An 18,912-nucleotide genomic window follows, 5' to 3' on the forward strand; every position below is an offset into this window, starting at 1 on the left:
TTGTTTCAATACACTATTGAGCACTCTTCTGATCTTTGACAATTCAGCAAAACTTAATTTGCCTCGACTATTGTGCCGGACGTTCCTGACTGTCTTCGTAGGGTGCTTGTTGGGATTGGATGGGGCGTGAAGCGACAAGAGCCGGAAAAGGAAAAGTGTGTGCGGTTTTCCGCCCGCATCCCGCGTCTCAACTTTTTGGAATCGATTACGCTCATGGTTTCAGGTCGAACCGATCTAAATCATCGTGATCCAGGACGCGTCGATCGCCGCAAGGAGTTTCAGCCTCGCGGCGGGCGGCGCAAAGCGATTGGGACCGGTGCATGAGGCACACGTTGGCCGAGGGAATTGAGATCGATCTGCAGGCGCAGCCGCCCAGACTGCAATCTGTGGAGCTGCAAACGCTCTATCGGAGAGAAGGCGACGTCGCGCGCCGGGCGGCAAGCCGCCAGGGCCTCTGGGTGGCCGTGGCCGTCTATCTGCTGTTTGCGGCCACGGATATCCTGCTCGTTCCCGACGTCGCGTTTTATGCGATCCTGGCGCGCCTTGCGGTGGGCGCGACGGCGATTGCCGCCATCGAGGTGTTGTTTCGGCTGGGTGCCGAGACGAAGTGGTTCGATCTCACCTGCGCAAGCGCACTGGTGGCGGGTTATTGGGGTTGGCTGTTCCCGTCGCTGATGACCAGCCAGGCCGAGAGTATCTCCTATTATATGATCTTTGGCGCGATATTCATGATGGGCGCCAATCTATTCTTCAGTTTTCACTTTCGCCTGTCGGTCGTAACCTCAGGAATCGTCCTCGCCACGTTCTTTCTTGCCTTGGCATTCTATATACCGAAAAGCGTATCCTATCAGGTCGCCTTCGGAACCTTCTACGTCTCGTGCTTCGTCTTCACGTCCTATGTGAACTGGAAGCTCAACCGGGAGCGCTACAAGGTCTTTCTCAATGCCTTCGAGGCGAAGATCCAGCAGAAGGAGGCCTCGGATCGCGGAAAAGCGCTGCTTCGGCTGTCGCATACCGATTCGCTCACGGGCCTCGACAACCGCCGCGCGGTCGACCAGAAGCTCCGGGACTATTGGAGCGACTGGCAAAGAGGCGGGAAGAGCTTTGCGGCAATCCTTATCGACGTCGATTTCTTCAAGAGGTACAACGACTTTTACGGCCATCAGGAAGGCGATCGCTGCCTTGTTCTCGTTGCCAATGCGCTGAAGGAGTCGATAGCGCCCTACGATGGGTCGATCGGCCGTTATGGCGGCGAGGAATTCATCGTGCTGGCAGGGCTGAAGACGCGCGAGCAGGCGGCGGATCTGGCGGAAGCCGTACGGCACAGCGTCGAGACCCTCGCTCTGCCGCACGAACAGCGGCGCGACGGCATGTCGATCGTGACGGTGAGCGTCGGCGCGGGTTTCACCCGCAACCAGATCGGTTCGAAGCTCGAGAGACTGATCCATGAGGCGGATCGCGCTCTCTACGGGGCAAAGGCGAACGGCCGCAACTGTGCGCGTCTCTTCGATCCGAACGACCCGCAAAGCAGCGACGAGAGCGAGAACATCGCCGCGCTCCTGAAAATTGCGATCGACCAGAATCTCGTCTCACTCGTCTATCAGCCCATACGTGACGTCGCCACCGGCCGCGTCGATGCGGTCGAGGCCCTGATGCGGCTTAAGATGCTGGACGGCACGTCCGTCCCTCCGAGCCTCTTCGTGCCGATTGCCGAGCGGACCGGGGCTATCCTCGATCTCGGCCGCTGGGTGATAGGCGTGGTGTGCCAGGAACTCCTGGCAAGCGAGCATGTGCCCGTCGTCAGCGTGAACGTCTCGCCGATCCAGCTGAGATCGCCGGGCTTCGCGGCTTCGGTCGCAGCCATTCTCGGCGATACCGGCGTGGCCGGCAGCAGGCTCGCCTTCGAAATCACCGAGGGGCTCGAGATGGAGATGCATTCCGATATCCTGCGTTGCATCGCCGATTTGAAGACGCTGGGCATCAGGATATGGCTCGACGATTTCGGAACCGGCTTCGCCGGCCTGTCATGGCTGCGCCTGATCGACTTCGATACGGTGAAGATCGACCGATCGTTCCTTCACGACTGCGACACGCCCAAGGGCAAGGCGATGCTCAGGGACATTATCGGCCTGGTGCGAAACCGCGGGCACAAGATCCTGGTCGAGGGTGTCGAGACGGAGGAACAGCTCGCGCTCATGCGTCAATTCCGGATCGACCACGTCCAGGGTTTCCATGTGGGGCGACCCGCGCCTGCGCGAAATTTCCAGCCGCCCCCACCGACGGACAAGCGCCGGACCCGCGCGGGGCCGCATTGATCGGGCCGACGGGCAAGGGCGGAGGGGACGCTTCCCCCATCATCTTCGCAACCGCTGTACGACCGCGGATCGCTACTTCCGCGCGAGGCTGAAGGAAAAATGGCTGCCGCGGTGGTAGTCGACGGAATAAACGACCGGCACGCCGCTTGCATTGAAACAGGTCTCGCGGATCAGCAGCGCCGGCCCGAAATCCCGCAGATCGTTGCGCTCCACCACGTCGTCAGGAAGCATCACTGCCGTGACCGTAGCAGCGGACATGCGCGGCCGGTGTCTGTACTGCTCGAGCAGATCGAGCAGCGAGCCGCCCCATTCGATGTCATAAAGGCGGTTCGGAATGATGCTGCGCGGAATGTAGTCGAGACAATAGAGTATCGGCTCGTCCTTGTGCAGACGCAGCCGCTCGAGACGGATGACGCGTTCGCCATTTGCAAGCTGCAACTGCCCCGCCGTGACCGCGTCGGGCATTTCCTCGGCGATCGAGAGTACCTTGTTGACGGTCGCATAGCCATAATGGCGCGTCATGTCGGTGACGCTCTCGAAGACGGTGATCGGCCTTTCGACATGGACCGCAGACATCGCCGACACGAACCGGCCACGGCCGTGCTCGACATAGATGACGCCATCCTGTTCCAGTAGTTTCAATGCCTCCCGCAACGCCGGGCGGGAGATCCTGAAACGCTCCGTGAGCTGCGCCTCCGTCGGAAGCTTGTCGCCCGGAGCGAGCCCCTGCTCCCGGATCAGATCGGCGATGCGGTCGCGAAGCTGTATGACCAGGGTGCGCGTGTCGCGAAGCGGCTCGGGCAATTCCTCTCTCCAAATGACTGCAAAATATGATCCTTCTTGTCTGACAAATCCAGGAAGGTCAAGGGACAGTTCATCTACCCTATATCCTTGCGGGAGCTCGCTGGCAGAAGGCGCATCCGGGCGATTATCTCCCTTGACATTTTCAGACAATGTTGTCAGTTGTCTTACAACATTGTCGGCGGCAGCCGACGATCGCCACCACCTGTCGAGAGAGAACCATGCTGAATTTTGACGAACAGAGATTTCTACGCATCCAGTCGGGCGCCGTCGCCCTGCGTCAACGCCTGGACGACGTCGTCGTCTCCTGCCTTGAAAAGGGCGCGGAGAACGTCTTCTTCCTCGGGACCGGCGGTGCCGCCATTCTCATGCAGCCGGCCGCCCAGTTGCTCCAGCGCAGGTCGCGCTTTCCGGCCTTTATCGACCTGCCGGCCGAGCTCTTCATTACCGGTTCGGTCAACCTGACGGAAAAGTCGATCGTCGTCATACCGTCGCTCTCCGGCACGACCAAGGAGAGCGTGGCTCTGCTGGCAAAGGCGAATGAGGCCGGCGCGACAGTCCTGTCGCTGGTGGGTCACGAGGAAACGCCCCTCGGCAAGGGTGGCACCCATGCCTTCGTCAACTTCGCCGAAGACGACACGTCCTGCGAGTCCTTCTACCTGCAGTCCCTGTTCATCGCGCTGTCTATCATGCGTCACCGCGGCGAGATCGAGAACTACGACCAGATCGCCGCTGAACTGGAACGACTTCCTGAGCTTCTCCTCGAAGTGAAGCGCGGCTACGAGGACAAGGCCGAGATCTTCGCCCGTGTTCTGGCAGGCTCCGACTACCACATCATCACAGGCGCCGGAAACGCCTGGCCCGAGGCATTCTACTACGGCATGTGCATCCTCGAAGAGATGCAGTGGATCCGGACACGCCCGGTCCATGCCTCGGACTTTTTCCATGGAACGCTCGAGCTCGTGGAAAAGGGCGTCAGCGTCATCCTCTTCAAGGGCGAGGACGCGCTGCGGCCGCTGGCCGACCGGGTGCAGAATTTCGCGCCCAACTACACGGACAGGCTGACCGTCCTCGACACGGCGGACTTTGCGCTGCCAGGCATTTCGCAAGAGGTGCGCGGCCTCGTTTCGCCCATCGTTCTCGCAACCGTGCTCGAGCGCATCAGCGCGCATCTCGAAGTGATGCGCAACCACCCGCTGACGACGCGGCGTTACTACAAGCGCGTAGCCTATTGAGCATAGACGCCCAATGAACTAGCACGGCCGCGACTGCTCCGGCATTCGCGGCCCTGATGGCGAAACAAGAGAATTCCATGACCAGATTCCGATTTGCGGCCGTCGGCGACAATTGCATCGACCGCTATCGCGCGCCGCTTAGCCAATCCTATGTCGGCGGCAACGCAATCAATGTCGCCGTTCAACTTGCAAGGCTCGGCCACGGATCCTTCTATTTCGGCGCCGTCGGCCGCGATTCCGACGGCGCCCATGTTCGCCGCCTGCTGCTCGCGAACGGCGTCAATGTCGACCACCTGCTCGCGCGCGACACCAACACGGCCTACACGGATATCGACGTGACACCTGCCGGCGACCGCATCTTCGTCCATGAAGATTTCGGCGCCTGTGCCGGATACCGCCCCGATGCCGGCGAGATCGAGCTGCTGAAGACCATGGACCATGTGCATATCGGCTGGCTGGACGACGGCGGCCTGTTGCGCCGTGCGCTATCTGCCGCAGGCGTCAGCATCTCCCAGGACGTCTCGGTCAATGCGGCAGCAGCAGATCTCGACGTCGACGGCCTTTCGATCGCCTTCGGTTCGGCCGGCGAGGACGAAAGCAGTGCAGAGAGGCTGGCCGGCGAATTTCTCGCGCGGGGAGCCCGCCTTGCGGTGGTGACGCGTGGTGCGCTCGGCTCGCTGGCGAGCGACGGCACCAATATCGCGTCTGCCGGCATTCGCCCGGTCGAAGTCGTGGACACGACCGGCGCCGGCGACAGCTTTATCGCCGGCTTCATCGCCGCCCGCCTGGAAGGGCGCACCCTTGCCGCATGCCTCGCAGCCGGCAGGGACCTGGCCGCGAATACCTGCACGCATGTCGGCGGCTTCCCGCAGGAACCGCAATCGATCTGACGTCGGCTTGCCTGCGTTGCCGGTGCCATCGCCGGGAACGGGGGATCAATGGGGTCGCATCGTCGCCCTCGCCGACTCCGATGGAAGACCCATCGGGGCGATGGACGCCTTCATCGCCGCCATCGCCGCGCAACACCAACTTACCCTGGTCACCCGCAACACCAAAGACTTTGAAACGACCGGAGTGCGTTTGTTCAACCCATGGTCTGAGGGAGGCGATGCGTGACCCCGTATCGCCCTCTGTGCCTGCACCGACAACCGGCACCGCCAGCGGCGACGGCAGCGCACAGTCCTGCGATATGCATCAGTGCAGGAGCTGGCTGAGGAACAGGCTCGCCCGATCCGTCTTCGGATGCGCGAAGAATTCGTCCGGTTCGCCCTCTTCGACGATGCGGCCCTGATCCATGAAGATCACCCGATCGGCGACTTGGCGTGCGAAGCCCATTTCGTGGGTGACGCAGACCATCGTCATGCCCTCGTTTGCGAGCGCCACCATGGTGTCCAGCACTTCCTTGACCATTTCAGGGTCGAGTGCAGAGGTCGGCTCGTCGAAGAGCATGACCTTCGGATTCATGCAGAGCGCCCGCGCGATCGCCACGCGCTGCTGCTGTCCGCCCGAAAGCTGGCCCGGATATTTGTTCGCCTGCTCCGGAATGCGCACGCGGTTGAGATAGTCCATCGCGATCTCCGTCGCCTGGGCGCGCGGCAAGCGCTTGACCCACATCGGCGCCAGAATACAGTTTTCGAGGATCGTCAGGTGCGGGAAGAGATTGAACTGCTGAAACACCATTCCCACCTCCCGCCTGATGGCATCCACCTTGCGCTCATCTTCGCCGACTTCGACGCCACCGACGACGATGCGGCCCTGCTGATGCGCCTCGAGCCGGTTGACGCAGCGGATCAGCGTCGACTTGCCGGAACCGGAGGGTCCGCAGATGACGACCTTCTCCCGCGGCGCGATGGACAGGTTGATATCGTCAAGGGCATGATACTGGCCGTACCACTTATGTACGCCGCTGAGCGTGATCTCCGGCGAAGCGATGTCGATCGATGTGGGCATTGTTGTCTCCAGGATTATTTCAGGACGAGCCAGCCGGAAAGCACGATGACGAGGGCGCCCGCGACCGTGTGCAGTTCGATGGGGGCGGCAAAGAACAGCGCCCCGTAGAGGCAGCCCCAGACGATCTGGCTGTATTGGAAAGGCGCAACCACCGAGGCGTCGCCCATGCGGAAGGCGCGCACCAGCAGCAGATGACCGCCGAGCATGAAGAGGCCGGCGAAGAAGGCGATCAGCAGATCGCCCGGCCTGACCGGCGCCAATCCGCCGCCGATCGACGCAACCGCCAGCGCGACCGCCGCGAGCACGACGAGCAGCGTCGAGACGAGGGCAAGGTCGCTCTCCGTCGCCCTGGCGCGCCGCAGCAGCACGAGCGAGAGCGCAAAGACGAGAGCCGACCCCGCCGCCGCGGCGTGGCCCGGATTGAGCGGCGCGATCCCCGGCCTGAGCGCAACCGCAACGCCGAGGAAGCCGACGACCACGCCACACCAGGCAACGATGGACAGGCGTTCCGCAAGCAGGGCGAAGGCCAGCACCGCCACAAGAACCGGAGTGAGGAAGGCGAGCAGATAGGCTTCCGATAACGGCAGCACCGAAAATGCGTAGTGGATCAGAAGCGTATCGACGGCGAGCAGGAACGCCCTCAAGAGCGCAAGCCCCGGATGACGCGGTCTGAGCGATGCCGTGGTGCCGGTGACGCCGGCGTAGACGGCAAGCATCGCGAGCGCCGCGAGCGTCACCATGAAGGTCACCTGCGGCACGTCGAAGCGCTCTGCGAGAAGCTTCACCAGCACATCCGTGCCCGAAAAGACGGCGAACGCCAGGAGGCCCAGGGCGGCAGCGCGCAGGTTGCGCGGCATGCCGGCCGCGGCCGGCGCGACAGTCGCGTCAACGGACATTGAAGCGTCCGAACCGTGCTTCGATGCGCGATTGCATATATTCGAGGCCGATCGAAAGGATCCAGTAGATCATCGAGGCCGTGATCAGCATTTCGATGTGGCGGAACTCGGTCTGTCCCTGGGTGCGGGCGAGATACATCAGCTCCCAGACGCCGACGACGGAGATCAGCGAGGAATCCTTCAGCATCGCGATGAACTGGTTTCCGGTCGGCGGGATGATCACACGCATCGCCTGCGGCAGGATCACCAGGCCCATCGTCTGGCTCGGGTTCAAGCCGAGCGCGGTCGCGCCTTCCGTCTGCCCCCGCGGGATGCTCTCGATCCCGGCCCGGAAGATTTCGGTCATATAGGCGCCGTAGCACAGCGAGAGCGCGAGGATGCCGGCCGGCACGGCGCTGATGACGTAGCCCACCTGCGGCAAACCGAGATAGATGATATAGATCTGCATCAGGAGCGGCAGGCCGCGAAACAGCGACGTGTAGAAGGTGGCGAGGCCGTAGATGACACCGTTCTTCGACAGTTTCGCAATCGCGCCCACAAGCGCGATGACGGTCGCGACGGCGATCGAGATCACCGAGATGTAGAGCGTGGTGACGACGCCCTGCGAAATCAGGAAGCTGATCTTCTTTGCGATGAAGGCAAAGGAAAGATTGAAGGAATAGAAGAAGAGCATCAGCAGCGCGAAGAGCTCCAGCCAGACGCCGACCACCTGCCAGGGGCGAGGCAGCTGCCGCAGGGCCTTCCAGTTCAGCGCCGCTATCACGGCGATCATCACCGCGCTGACCAGCCGCCCGAGCGCGGGATTGGCGGCCAGCCACTCCGAGCTTGTCGGCAGCACGAGCCCGATCCAGGCCGGGCTTACACCCAGGCTGTAGATCGTCAGGGTTATCAGCGCGAGCAGGAGAAACGTCCCGGTGCGCCGCGCTGCATCCGGATACGTCAGAATCATACGACCGATCATTTGGTTCTCTCCGGCATTCAGGCCGCGCGCTCGCGCCACCAGTCTTGAGCTTGCAGTTTCCAATAGGTGAGCTGGGCCACCGCCAGCCCGGCATAGCCGCCGGCCCAGACGAGCCCGAAGGGCTTGAACAGCTTATAGCGGTCGGACTGACCCAGGATGCCTTCGGCCACCAGCTTTCCGCCGATGGCGGTCGTGTTCAGCCCGTGACCGCCAAAGGCCGTGCAATGCCATACTCCGGCCTGCATCTCGCCGATCTGTGGCATGAGGTGGCGCGCATAGGACATCAGTCCCGACCAGGCGAGCTCGGTCTTCAGATCCTTGAGCTGCGGATAGGTCCCGACCATTTCGCGCCGCAGTTCGCCGGCCAAAGCTGCCGGCGAAGCCGCGCGGGTGGTGATGCGCCCGCCCCAAAGTAGGCGTTTCCCGCCTTCGACGACGCGATAATAGTCGCCGGCGCGGCGGTTGTCGCCGATCGCGTCCGTGGTGGCGATGGCGGTACGGATGAGTTCCGGCGCTTCCTCGCTCAGCATGACGTAGGTCGCGATCGGCAGGAACGAACGTTTCAGCCGGCCGTTCAAAGGACCCGTGTAACCGCCGGTGGTGAACACGACATGACGCGCTCTGACACTTCCACCCGACGTGGACACCGTCTTCTCGGCACTGTCGAGCACGCTTCCGGTCGCGGCCGACCCCTCATAGATCCGGCCGCCAAGGCGTTCGATCTCGCGCGCCAGTCCGCGAAGATAGTTGAGCGGGTGCATGTGGAAGGCTTTGCGGTCGCGCAATGCGTGGAAATACCGGTTCGACTTCAACACCGAACGGACCTCGTCGGTGGAGAGATAGTCGAGTTCATAGCCGTAAACGCGTCTCATCTCGTCGGCATGCGCCTTCAGGCTGCCGCCCTCGTCGTAGCGCAATACGCTCGTGATGCCGGGCTGCGGCCTCGCCTCCTCGATCTTCAGCGTCTCGATCGTTTCGCGAACGAATTCGACGCCTTCGATCGAAAGCCGGTGTATCTGTCGCGCCGCTTCGGTCCCGGCCATCCGGGCGATATTGTCGCTGCCGGTGGCAAAACCCGGGCTGACGAAACCGCCATTGCGGCCGGAGGCCCCGAAACCGACGCTTTCGGCTTCGAGAACGATGACCGACTGTCCGGCGCGCGCCAGCTGCAGCGCCGTCGTCAGGCCGGCGAGCCCGCCGCCGATGATTACGCTATCGCATTCGACCATCCCGGAGAGGGCCGGTCTGACATTCGTTTCGGCTATTGTCTGTTTGTAATAGGTATTGGGATAGGACATTTTCTCTCGCCCGTCGACCGCGGTGGCAAGGCGGAGGGGCAGCGAGCCGCCCCCCGCAGGTATCGGTTCAGTCGGCGCTATAGTCCTTGCCGTACCACTTGGTGGTCAGCGTCGCGAGCGTGCCGTCCTTCTTCATCTCGTCGATGATGGCGCCAACCTTCTTCGTCCACTCCGGATCGACCTTTTCGGCGATGACCACCAACGGCTCCCTGAAGGCATATTCGCCCTCGAGGACGCGCAGCGGATAACCGTTTTTCATCGCGTTGAGCGCTGTCTGCTCCGGCGCGATGACGGCATCGAGGCGCACACCGTCGCCAAGACGCAGATCGTCGAAGGGCAGCATGGAATCGGCAAAGGTGCGGACCTCGCCCGGCTCGATCTTGTATTCGATCGGCGGCAGGCCCGGCGCATCGATCTCGAGCCGGCGGCGAATGAAATCTTCCGACGTGGTCGCCGTTTCGACGCCGATGATCTTGCCGTTCAGGTCTGCGACGGATTTCGCCTGGCTGTCCTTGTGCAGCACGTAAACATAGGGGCTGAAGTAATAGATACCGACGAAATCGATGACCTGAGCACGCGCCTTTGTCGGGGTGACGGAGCCAACACCCAAATCGTAGCGCCCTTGCCAGCGGCCGCCGGTCAAGGTCGCCCAGTCGGGCGTTTCGAAGCTCACTTCGACACCAAGGCGCTTTGCGATCTCCTTCGAGACGTCGATATCGAAACCGACCAGCTCGTTGCTGTCGTCGAGATAGCTCTGGGGCGGCCAGCCGCTATTGGTGGCGACCACCATGGCCTTCTTGCCCATGACGCGGTCGAGCGTCTCACCCGCCTGTGCGGCGGTTACGAACGCCAGTGCGGCAACGCCGATAGCGACCTTTGCAATTAGTCCTTTCACGCAATCCTCCTCTTCGATCGGTCAGTCCTACAGCGTCGCTTGCCTCGCAAGCACGGAAAAGTCGCTGTAGCACGTCGACTTTGCTGCATGATCTGCGGAACATGCAGCGTGCTCCCAGTTATAAGATGTCTGACAACTGAATTAGTAAATCCTACTGACGCGGTGTCAAGGCCGCATGGCGCACGGGTCCATGAAACGAAATGATGAGACGATGCGAATCGGTGATGGACTCCGCCGGAGCGCGAAGGATAAGGCGGTGTTGAGAGCGACGGAGTGGAGCCAGGCTCTACACACTGTCCCGAAAGCGCGCCAAGGAGTGGACGCGGAAGGCGGGGGACGGCTTCCGCCCGAGCCCCGCCTCGCATGTGACGAGCACTTCACATAGCGATCACTCGGCGGCCGTTGCGGTACGGCCGCCATTGGACCGCATCAGGCCTTGCGCACGTTTCAGGCATTCGGCCTGCTCGTTGCGGTAGCGCGGCCCGATCTCCATCATCAACACGGTCTCCGGGAGGAACGTCAGTTCACGGAAAATTTCCTCCCAGTCGATGTCGCCCCAGCCGAGCGGCATGTGCAGATCGCCGATGCCGAGTGCCGTCGCCTCCTGCGGATAGAACGCCTGGTAAAAGGCCTGCGGGCGGCCGAAGGAATCGTGGACGTGGAGATGACCGGCAACGGGCGCCATGGCGCGGATTTGATCGCGAAAATTCAAACCGCGATAGGTGGACTCGATATAGGCATGACTGAAGTCGATCAGCGCCACCAGGTTGGAATGGTCGACGGCTCTCACCGTCTCGGCGATCTCGGCCGGTGTCTGGCGATACTGTCCCGGTGCCGTCGAAAAGATATTTTCGAGCGCTATGCGCACGCCGTAGGGCCGTGCGAATTCCGCGAGCTCGAACAAAGCGTCACGCTCGCGCCGGTCTGCCTCCGCCCGCTCGAAAAGCTGCTCGGCACGCAGGTGACCGCCGTGCTGGACGATGATGCCGGCGCCGATGCGATCGCAGATCTCGACCAGGGCCTTTGCCGCCTCCAGCTGATAGCCCGCCGTTGCCGGATCCATGAAGTTCGAGGAAACGAGACCGTGAACCGTGTAGCGAAAGGGAAACCGGCGGGTCAGCGCCACAAGCCGCTCCACGCGCTCCTTGATCAATCTTCCGCCGGCGATGAGGTCGATGCTGGTCAGGCCAAGCTCGACCGTGTCGACGCCGAGTTCCCCCAGTCGGCGCAGGTCGGCCTCGAGGCTCTCCAGTCCGCCGTCGACGGAACCCGAACTGAAGCCGGTTGCGATGATATTGCTCATTGACTGTCCCCATTGAGATGACCGGCTGCGACCGGACTGGAAAATACACGCTGTCGGAAACCGCTACACCTTTTCCTCTAAGCGCATCGATACGACTTCGGCGTCACGTAGAGCGAGCGCCAGATCGGGACTGTCCGAGGTCAGATGCCCGATTCCCCTTTCGAGCCAGCGGCGGACGCCCGCTTCCTCGTTGAGGGTCCACACGCAAAGCCGCTCCATAGGCACCGAGCTACGGATGAGTTCCCACTCGTCCGCCATCAATTCGTGGTGGATCGCTACGATATCCACGAGGTCGTGGGTAGCCGCGAGAACGGCGGCGAGACCGCCTTGCGGCGCCGCCCAGTCGGCATTGACGGAGACGAGACGCGCGACATGCGGCGCATGAAGGCGGCAATCCTCGAGGACCGATCTGTCGAAAGACGTGAGATGGGAGCGGTGGTCGACGCCGAAGCGCCGCAGCTCCTGCGCTACTCGGGCGGCGATGCCAGGGTAAGGCGTTCCCGTTTCGTCGGACTTGATCTCGACATGCAAGTGAAGTCCGTCCCTGGCTGCAAGTATGCCCAGCACGTCGCTCAAGGTCGGGATACTCTCGTCCGAATCGCGCAACGGCGTCGCGAGCCGCACCGCGGGTGTCATCCGGCGCACCGGCCCGGTCGCGTGTACCGTCCTGTCCAGCGTGGCGTCGTGGATGACGACCAGCTCTTGTGAATCGGTCAGGTGCACGTCGAACTCGATTGCATCGACGCCGAGCCGCAGCGCATTGCGAAAACCCGTCAGCGAGTTTTCCGGCCAGAGATTGCGGGCGCCGCGGTGGCCGATGATTTTCGTCATGGGATTGGTCCTTAACGCACGGTGGGATCGAGCTTGTCGCGAAGCCAGTCGCCGACAAGCGAGATGGAAAGGGTCGTGAGCATGATGACGGCAGCCGGAGCGAGCATGATCCAGGGAGCGCGGGTCAGATATTCGCGCCCGAAGCCGACCATGTTGCCGAGGCTCGTTTCCGGCGGCTGCACGCCGAGACCGAGGAATGACAACCCGCTTTCCATCAGGATGATCTCCGGAAACGTCAGCGTCATCGACACGATCAGCGTCGATGCGACGTTGGGCAGGATATGGCGGAGATAGACCCGCGCCGGGGTGGCGCCGAGTTGGACCACCGCGGCAGCATAGCCCTGCGCCCCGGCCGAGATCGCAAGCCCGCGGCGATGCGCGCGTAGCGCTCCCAGCCGTAGAAGCCCATGAGACAGACGAGCAGCACCATGGAGGAGCCGAAAAAGGCCAGCACCGCCAGCGACATGATGAGAAATGGCAGGGCCGCCTGGAAATCGGCAAGCGCGAGGACCAGATGCTCGGTCATGCCCCGAAACCGCGCTGCCGCGAAGCCGAGCGCCGTGCCGAAGACCGCCGAAAGCAGCGTCGCACCGAAGGCGATGATCAGCGAGACGCGGATCGACTGGATCAGCCGCGACAGCACGTCCCGGCCGAGCTCGTCGGTGCCGAGCCAGTGCTTGAGCGTTCCGGGGGCCGACAGCCGGCTCGTCAGATCCATCGCCGTGATGTCGTAGGGCCGCAGATAGCCGGCAAAAAGCGCGATGACGATCATCGCTGCGAGCCAGAGGAAGCCGAAGGCCACCGAAAGCGGCACCTTGCGGCGAAGGAAGGAAAGGGAGCCTCGTAGCCATCCCGCAAGAGGCGATCTCTCTGCCAGATCAACGGAAGCCATAGCGCATCTCCTTGGATCTAATGCCCGGCATGCGAACGCAGCCGCGGGTCGAGCCAGCCATAGAGCAGGTCGACGACGAGGTTCGACATCACCATTGCTGCAGCGATGATCAGCAGGATGCACTGAACGACGGCGAGGTCGCGGTTGCTGACCGAGACGATCAGCAGCCGCCCGATACCGGGCCAGGAGAAGATCGACTCCACCACCACCGCACCGGCGATCAGCGAGCCGACCATGAAGCCGACGATGGTGACGATCGGGACTGCGGCGTTGGGAAGCGCATGGCTCCAGATGACGTCGCGCCATTTCAGCCCCTTCGCCGAGGCCGTGCGGATATAAGGCTGCCCAAGCACCTCGATCATGGCGCTGCGCGAGAAACGGGCAAGAATGCCGATCCCGCCGATGCTCATCGTGATCGTGGGCAGAATTCCATGCATCCAGGTATCTTGGCCCCCGGAGGGCAGCATGCCGAGAAGAACCGAAAAGATCAGTACGAGCACGAGGCCCATGACGAAGGACGGAACGGTAAAGCCGATGATCGCCAGCGTGATCACGCCGCGATCGGCGAAGCTCTGGCGGTGGAGCGCGGCATAGACGCCGGCGGGGATACCGATCATCAGCTTCAGGATCAGCGCCGGAAGCGTCAATTGCAGCGTCGCGGGCACCCGCTCCAGAACCAGGTGGAGCGCCGAGGCCTTGTCGCGCATGGACACGCCGAAATCTCCGGTGAAGATCGACTTGATATAGGCGAGGTATTGTATCCAGATCGGCTGGTCGAGGCCCCAGGCTTTGCGGAACGCACCGACGGCGTCCTGAGGCACATCGGGACCGAGCATCACCTGGGCCGGATCGCCCGACATGCGCAGCACGACGAAAGCGAAGGTCACCACGGCCAGGATCGTAATCACGGCGCGCATCAGACGCACGAGAACGAAGCGGATCATGCCCGTCTCCTCAGGGTCTCGACCGAGGCGGTTTCGCCCGCCACGGCATGACAGGCGGCCGTCCGGCCGTTGCCGGTCCGGAGAAGCGAAGGCACCCTCGTGCGGCAAATGTCACGCGCAACGGGACAGCGGGGATGGAAGGCGCAGCCCGAGGGACGGTCGGCCGGGTTCGGCGGCTCGCCCTGCAGGATCACCCGGCCTTCGAGCGGCTTGCCCGGGACCGGGACGCTCGAAACCAGCGCCTTCGTATAGGGATGCTGCGGCGACCGGAAGATCACGTCGGAAGAAGCCTCCTCCACGATTCGGCCGAGATACATGACCGCGACGCGATCGGCGATATTGCGTACGACCTTCAGATCGTGGCTGATGAAGATCATGGCGATGCCGTTCTTTTCCTGGAGGTCGCGCAGCATATTGACGACCTGCGCCTGGATCGAAACGTCGAGGGCGGAGACGGGCTCGTCGCAGACCAGGAGCTTCGGCCGCGAAGCAAGGGCGCGGGCGATGACGGCCCGCTGCCGCTGGCCGCCGGAAAGCTCGTGCGGGAAGCGCCCGGCCTGGTCGGGACGAAGCCCGACAGCCGCCATCAGCTCGGCAATGCGGGCGGCCTGGTGTTCTTTCGGGACGAGCCCGTGAATATCGAGCGGCTCGCCGATTTGCGCGGCAATCGTCAGGCGCCGGTCGAGTGCCGCAAGCGGATCCTGGTAGACGAGTTGCATCTTGGCGCGCAGCGCCCGCCACCCGGCGGTACCGTATTTCGGCATAGGGCTTCCCGCGAAGCGCACCTCGCCGGTCTGCGCCGGATCGAGCCCCAGAAGCATCCGCCCCAATGTCGATTTGCCGGACCCCGATTCGCCCACGATCCCGAGCGTCTCGCCGGGCATGACCGCGAGCGAAATTCCGTCGACGGCGCGCACGGGATTTGGGCGGCCGAAGAGCCCGCGCCGGACTTCGTAGATGCGCACGAGTTCGTCCGCTTCGATGAGCGCAGTCACGACATCAGCCCTTCGGGAATTCTTCTCTCGGCGTCGCCGCGCGTGACCGTCGGTACGGGGCGCATGCAGGCAAGGCGGCGCCCGTCGCCCTGGGGCTGGAGATGCGGGTAATCGCTCCCGCAGGCGTCGACGGCGCGGGGGCAGCGGGGCGAGAAGGAACAGCCCGCAGGCAGATGTTTCGGGTTCGGTACGGTCCCCCGGATAGGGATCAGCCGGTCGCGCGGCCCGTCGATGCGCGGAATGGCATCGAACAGTCCCCGCGTATAGGGATGCCGCGGCTCCGAGAAGAGTTGCGCCACGCTTCCCTCTTCCACGATCCGGCCGGCATACATGACGCATACGCGATCGCAAACCTGCGAGACCGCGCCCAGATCATGGCTGATGAAGACCAGCGCCATGCCGGTCTCGGCCCGAAGCGTGTTCAGAAGATCGAGGATCTGCGCCTGGATGGTCGCGTCGAGCGCCGTGGTCGGCTCGTCGGCAATCAGCAGGTCCGGCTGGCCCGCGAGCGCCATCGCGATCATCAGGCGCTGGCACTGCCCGCCGGAAAATTCGTGCGGATAGAGGTCGAAGCGCCGCGCCGCATCGGGAATGCCGACCATGTCCATCAGCCGCAGGGCCTCGAGGCGCGCCGCACCCCCGCGAAGACCGCGGTGAATGTAAAGCGCCTCGGCGATCTGGCGGCCGATGCGCAATACGGGATTGAGAGAGCTCGAAGGGTCCTGGAAAATCATTGCTATCCGCCCGCCGCGGACCTCCTCGAGAGCCGCGCGGCGTGCCCCGCACCGTTCCCGGCCGTCGATCCGGACAGAACCCGTGACCGCCGCCTTGCCCGGAAGCAGCCCGAGAGCCGCGAGCCAGGTCACGGACTTGCCGCATCCCGACTCGCCGACGAGGCCGACAGCCTCTCCTTTGGCAACATTGAGATCGATGCCATGCAGAACCTGAACTCCATCGAAAGCGACCTTCAGGTCCCGCAACGCTACGAGATCCGGTTTGGCAGCGCCCATTTCTCATTCCCGGTGTTTCGACCGCGGTATCGCCGCTCGGTCCTCAAGGAATTCCGGCAGCCGCCGGGCTGCCGGAACACGGTTTGGTCGAATTCAGCTCGCCCAGTTGGCGGCGCGGAAGTCCATGGCGAAGGCGGGCGCCGCCTTCCACTTCAACGAAGACTTCATGCCGGTGAAGACCGCGTTCTGGTGAAGCACCTGATAGACCGGGTCCTCGCGCTCGCAGATCTCGAGCATGCGGGCGAATGCCTTCTTGCGCTTCGCATGATCGGTTTCCGTTTCGAGGATCTGGGCCATCTGGTTGGCCTCGGCATTTGCCCAGTCCTTCTTCTGCTGAACCTCGCCGTTAGGCCCGAACTGGGCGACGATCGAGGAGACCGGATCGCTGAAGGAGGCGCCGGCCGACCAGTCGCGCACGCCCTTCGTGCCGGACGGGTCGTGGATCTGGCCCCAGTTTTCCTTCATCTGGATTTCTACATTGAGGCCGACCTGCTTCCACATCTCGACCATGATCTGGCCGTTCGCAGTCTGGTTCGTGTAGTAATTGTTGAGAAGCCGGAACGGGATCGCATCGCCCTTGTAATTGGCCTGCTTCAGGAGGTCCTTGGCGAGTTGCGGATTATATTCCGGAACCGCCCAGCCTTCGACGAACATATCACCGTAGAAGGGGAACTGCAGGCCGGCCGGCACGGTCGTCTGACCGGACCAGAGCGCATCGACGATCGCCTGGCGGTCGATCGAATGGGTCATCGCCCGGCGGACGAGCGGGTCCTGAAGGGTCGGGTTCTGGACATTGAAGACGGAAATGCGGTGGTTGTGGATCGTCGAGCCCTGGACCTCATATCCGGGTGCGGCCTGAACCGCGGCGATCTGGTCCGGCGGCAGGTCGCAGGCGAAGTCGTATTCGCCGGAGAGCAGGCCGTTGACGCGGGATGAAACCTCCGGAACCTCGACGAAACGGATCTGCTCCAGCGGGGGGCGGCCGCCCCAGTAGTCGTCGAAGGCGACGAGCGTCAAGGAAACGTCCGGCTTATGTTCGCCGACCATATAGGGGCCGGTGGTGATCGGCTTGCGTGCCCAGTCCATATAGCTCGCCGCCTCGTCCCAGGCGCGACGGTTGGCAATCTGGCTGCCGAAGGCATAAAGGCGGCCCTCGATGGTGACGTCCGGCGTCGCGTTATGAAAGCGAACGGTATATTTGTCGACGGCCTCGACGCCGGCAAGCGCCGGCCACAGGCGCCGCCCGGTGCCCGGCACGACTGCCGGCAGCTCCTTGGCGGTTGCGGGCTTGTGCTCATCCTCGAAAACGGTCTTGCCGCCTGCGGGCTGAGTGTCCCCGAACACGCGCTGCGCGGAGAAGCTGAACACGACGTCGTCGGCCGTGAGTTCGTCGCCATTGTGGAATTTCACACCCTGGCGCAGCTTCAGCTCGAGAGTCTTGTCGTCGATACGCTTCCATTCCGTCGCAAGGCCGGGGACCGGACCCTGATTGCCCATCCAGTCGCGCAGGATCAGGCCCTCCCAAAGGTTCGGGAAGAACACGCGCTCACCGACATTCGACTGCTCGTTCCAGACGTCGAGCGTATTGTTGATGGTGATCTTCTGCACCGCGACGGTAACGGACGGGCGCTTGCCTTGGCTGAACGCGAAGCGCGGCAAGATCAAGCTGCCCGCAGTTGCGCCCATGAGGCCGAGCGCGGCTCGCCGATTGATTGAAAGCATGAGACTCTCCAATGAAAGAACACAAGGACAAAAACGCTTGTTTTGCGTGGCTTTCCCTGGTTCGCTTAGGTTTTTGACCGACGTTCTCGCCGATCGGCGAATCTTCTCCTTTCGAAGGACGGGGTGTTCCGTCCTTCGGTCTTGAACCATTCTCCAATCCGTGACCCTAACGCCGGTCTGCTTTCGGCTTCGGTCACATAGTGGCGTTCGGCTCCCGGCTTCCCATTCTCCTTAAGAGCGCAGCCCAGTCTTGCCGGGCTCGCTAGCATCTCATCAGGACAGCCGGGATATCGTGGACGATGTCTTTTCCTCACCATTTGCGCCGCGCCGTTCGTAGGAACGCTGGTCACGCAGGATCTGGAAGGCGATCGTCAAAAGCTTGCGCGCGATCGCAACGCGCGCCTTGTTCGTTCCTCGGAACTTCAGGTGCTCATACTGAGCTCGAAGCTGCGAGTCCGTCGCGACGGCGGGCGCGACCGCCTCGACGAAGGCCCAGCGCAGCCACTTGTTGCCCTGCTTGATGATCTTGCCATGGTACGTCTTGCCGCCGGAGGAATAGGTCGAGGGCACAAGCCCGGCATAGGCCGCCAGTTTCTTCGGGCTACGGAACCGACCAATGTCATCGATCTCGGCGTCAATTAGGCGGGCAAAGAACTCCCCGATGCCAGGAATGGTCTTCAAGAGCTTCACATTGCTGTTGGTCTTCGTCATCGCGCGGATCGTCTCTTCCGACTGTTTGATCCGCCCGTTGATGTCGCCGATGAACTCCAGCCCCCGGTTGATCTGGATGCGGTCGATCTCCGACACATTGAGCGCGGCGAGTTGCTGACGCCCGGCCTTGCCGAACAGGTCGCCCAGCTTCTT

The 18,912-nt window shown here is 62.9% G+C and carries 17 protein-coding genes and 1 pseudogene; 4 read left to right on the top strand and 14 right to left on the bottom strand.

Annotated features, from left to right (window positions below; genetic code table 11):
- Window positions 1-320: 320 nt before the first annotated feature.
- The gene (locus tag ACTJKL_RS05520; protein WP_440852384.1) at window positions 321-2,315 is read left to right on the top strand and encodes a putative bifunctional diguanylate cyclase/phosphodiesterase; all 1,995 of its coding nucleotides are present in this window, start codon (window positions 321-323) and stop codon (window positions 2,313-2,315) included.
- Window positions 2,316-2,387: 72 nt separating this feature from the next.
- Here the strand turns inward: ACTJKL_RS05520 and ACTJKL_RS05525 are convergent, their stop codons facing one another.
- A complete protein-coding gene (locus ACTJKL_RS05525; protein WP_275597277.1) occupies window positions 2,388-3,119 on the bottom strand; it encodes a GntR family transcriptional regulator in 732 nt (243 codons plus the stop codon).
- Window positions 3,120-3,337: 218 nt separating this feature from the next.
- Here ACTJKL_RS05525 and ACTJKL_RS05530 point away from each other — a divergent pair, with 218 nt between their 5' ends.
- From ACTJKL_RS05530 to ACTJKL_RS05540, 3 genes are all read left to right on the top strand, one after another.
- Window positions 3,338-4,351: an SIS domain-containing protein gene (locus tag ACTJKL_RS05530; protein ID WP_440852385.1), complete on the top strand. Its 1,014-nt coding sequence runs from the start codon at window positions 3,338-3,340 to the stop codon at window positions 4,349-4,351.
- Between the two features lie 77 nt (window positions 4,352-4,428).
- The gene (locus ACTJKL_RS05535) at window positions 4,429-5,241 is read left to right on the top strand and encodes a PfkB family carbohydrate kinase (protein WP_411923583.1); all 813 of its coding nucleotides are present in this window, start codon (window positions 4,429-4,431) and stop codon (window positions 5,239-5,241) included.
- Window positions 5,242-5,341: 100 nt separating this feature from the next.
- Window positions 5,342-5,467, top strand: coding sequence for a PIN domain-containing protein (locus ACTJKL_RS05540; RefSeq protein ID WP_440852386.1), 126 nt, complete (start codon window positions 5,342-5,344; stop codon window positions 5,465-5,467).
- A gap of 78 nt (window positions 5,468-5,545) precedes the next feature.
- Here the strand turns inward: ACTJKL_RS05540 and ACTJKL_RS05545 are convergent, their stop codons facing one another.
- From ACTJKL_RS05545 to ACTJKL_RS05605, 13 genes and pseudogenes are all read right to left on the bottom strand, one after another.
- Entirely contained in the window at window positions 5,546-6,301 is a 756-nt protein-coding gene (locus tag ACTJKL_RS05545) for an amino acid ABC transporter ATP-binding protein (protein WP_018099340.1), read from the bottom strand.
- Between the two features lie 14 nt (window positions 6,302-6,315).
- Complete coding sequence (locus tag ACTJKL_RS05550) at window positions 6,316-7,197, bottom strand: DMT family transporter (protein ID WP_411933296.1); 882 nt, start codon at window positions 7,195-7,197, stop codon at window positions 6,316-6,318.
- Entirely contained in the window at window positions 7,187-8,158 is a 972-nt protein-coding gene (locus tag ACTJKL_RS05555) for an amino acid ABC transporter permease (RefSeq protein ID WP_026169099.1), read from the bottom strand. The genes ACTJKL_RS05550 and ACTJKL_RS05555 overlap by 11 nt, the downstream gene beginning before the upstream one ends.
- A gap of 17 nt (window positions 8,159-8,175) precedes the next feature.
- On the bottom strand, window positions 8,176-9,456 hold the full coding sequence (locus ACTJKL_RS05560; RefSeq protein ID WP_275597272.1) for an NAD(P)/FAD-dependent oxidoreductase: 1,281 nt from the start codon (window positions 9,454-9,456) through the stop codon (window positions 8,176-8,178).
- A gap of 67 nt (window positions 9,457-9,523) precedes the next feature.
- Window positions 9,524-10,351 (bottom strand): transporter substrate-binding domain-containing protein, encoded by an 828-nt coding sequence (locus ACTJKL_RS05565; RefSeq protein WP_100672821.1) that lies wholly within the window; start codon window positions 10,349-10,351, stop codon window positions 9,524-9,526.
- Window positions 10,352-10,739: 388 nt separating this feature from the next.
- Window positions 10,740-11,654, bottom strand: a complete 915-nt coding sequence (locus tag ACTJKL_RS05570; RefSeq protein WP_411923587.1) for a TIM barrel protein — start codon at window positions 11,652-11,654, stop codon at window positions 10,740-10,742.
- Window positions 11,655-11,717: 63 nt separating this feature from the next.
- Window positions 11,718-12,485, bottom strand: a complete 768-nt coding sequence (locus tag ACTJKL_RS05575) for a glycerophosphodiester phosphodiesterase family protein (RefSeq protein ID WP_440852387.1) — start codon at window positions 12,483-12,485, stop codon at window positions 11,718-11,720.
- 11 nt (window positions 12,486-12,496) lie between these two features.
- Window positions 12,497-13,377, bottom strand: a pseudogene (locus ACTJKL_RS05580) (ABC transporter permease).
- 17 nt (window positions 13,378-13,394) lie between these two features.
- The gene (locus ACTJKL_RS05585; RefSeq protein ID WP_440852388.1) at window positions 13,395-14,321 is read right to left on the bottom strand and encodes an ABC transporter permease; all 927 of its coding nucleotides are present in this window, start codon (window positions 14,319-14,321) and stop codon (window positions 13,395-13,397) included.
- The gene (locus ACTJKL_RS05590) at window positions 14,318-15,316 is read right to left on the bottom strand and encodes an ABC transporter ATP-binding protein (protein ID WP_440852389.1); all 999 of its coding nucleotides are present in this window, start codon (window positions 15,314-15,316) and stop codon (window positions 14,318-14,320) included. The genes ACTJKL_RS05585 and ACTJKL_RS05590 overlap by 4 nt, the downstream gene beginning before the upstream one ends.
- On the bottom strand, window positions 15,313-16,326 hold the full coding sequence (locus tag ACTJKL_RS05595) for an ABC transporter ATP-binding protein (RefSeq protein WP_440852390.1): 1,014 nt from the start codon (window positions 16,324-16,326) through the stop codon (window positions 15,313-15,315). The genes ACTJKL_RS05590 and ACTJKL_RS05595 overlap by 4 nt, the downstream gene beginning before the upstream one ends.
- Window positions 16,327-16,419: 93 nt before the next feature.
- Window positions 16,420-18,048: an ABC transporter substrate-binding protein gene (locus ACTJKL_RS05600; RefSeq protein ID WP_440852391.1), complete on the bottom strand. Its 1,629-nt coding sequence runs from the start codon at window positions 18,046-18,048 to the stop codon at window positions 16,420-16,422.
- Window positions 18,049-18,321: 273 nt separating this feature from the next.
- On the bottom strand, window positions 18,322-18,912 hold a 591-nt coding region (locus ACTJKL_RS05605; protein ID WP_440852392.1), incomplete at its 5' end, for a transposase.

This window comes from Sinorhizobium sp. 22678 (assembly GCF_052044265.1).
In the GTDB taxonomy this organism is placed as follows: domain Bacteria; phylum Pseudomonadota; class Alphaproteobacteria; order Rhizobiales; family Rhizobiaceae; genus Sinorhizobium; species Sinorhizobium meliloti_A.

Excerpts from the sequence above, each read along its gene's own strand:
- ACTJKL_RS05520 (WP_440852384.1), top strand. The coding sequence starts at position 321 with ATGAGGCACACGTTGGCCGAGGGAATTGAGATCGATCTGCAGGCGCAG.
- ACTJKL_RS05530 (WP_440852385.1), top strand. The coding sequence starts at position 3,338 with ATGCTGAATTTTGACGAACAGAGATTTCTACGCATCCAGTCGGGCGCC.
- ACTJKL_RS05535 (WP_411923583.1), top strand. The coding sequence starts at position 4,429 with ATGACCAGATTCCGATTTGCGGCCGTCGGCGACAATTGCATCGACCGC.
- ACTJKL_RS05540 (WP_440852386.1), top strand. The coding sequence starts at position 5,342 with ATGGACGCCTTCATCGCCGCCATCGCCGCGCAACACCAACTTACCCTG.
- ACTJKL_RS05545 (WP_018099340.1), bottom strand. The coding sequence starts at position 6,301 with ATGCCCACATCGATCGACATCGCTTCGCCGGAGATCACGCTCAGCGGC.
- ACTJKL_RS05550 (WP_411933296.1), bottom strand. The coding sequence starts at position 7,197 with ATGTCCGTTGACGCGACTGTCGCGCCGGCCGCGGCCGGCATGCCGCGC.
- ACTJKL_RS05555 (WP_026169099.1), bottom strand. The coding sequence starts at position 8,158 with ATGATCGGTCGTATGATTCTGACGTATCCGGATGCAGCGCGGCGCACC.
- ACTJKL_RS05560 (WP_275597272.1), bottom strand. The coding sequence starts at position 9,456 with ATGTCCTATCCCAATACCTATTACAAACAGACAATAGCCGAAACGAAT.
- ACTJKL_RS05570 (WP_411923587.1), bottom strand. The coding sequence starts at position 11,654 with ATGAGCAATATCATCGCAACCGGCTTCAGTTCGGGTTCCGTCGACGGC.
- ACTJKL_RS05575 (WP_440852387.1), bottom strand. The coding sequence starts at position 12,485 with ATGACGAAAATCATCGGCCACCGCGGCGCCCGCAATCTCTGGCCGGAA.
- ACTJKL_RS05585 (WP_440852388.1), bottom strand. The coding sequence starts at position 14,321 with ATGATCCGCTTCGTTCTCGTGCGTCTGATGCGCGCCGTGATTACGATC.
- ACTJKL_RS05595 (WP_440852390.1), bottom strand. The coding sequence starts at position 16,326 with ATGGGCGCTGCCAAACCGGATCTCGTAGCGTTGCGGGACCTGAAGGTC.
- ACTJKL_RS05600 (WP_440852391.1), bottom strand. The coding sequence starts at position 18,048 with ATGCTTTCAATCAATCGGCGAGCCGCGCTCGGCCTCATGGGCGCAACT.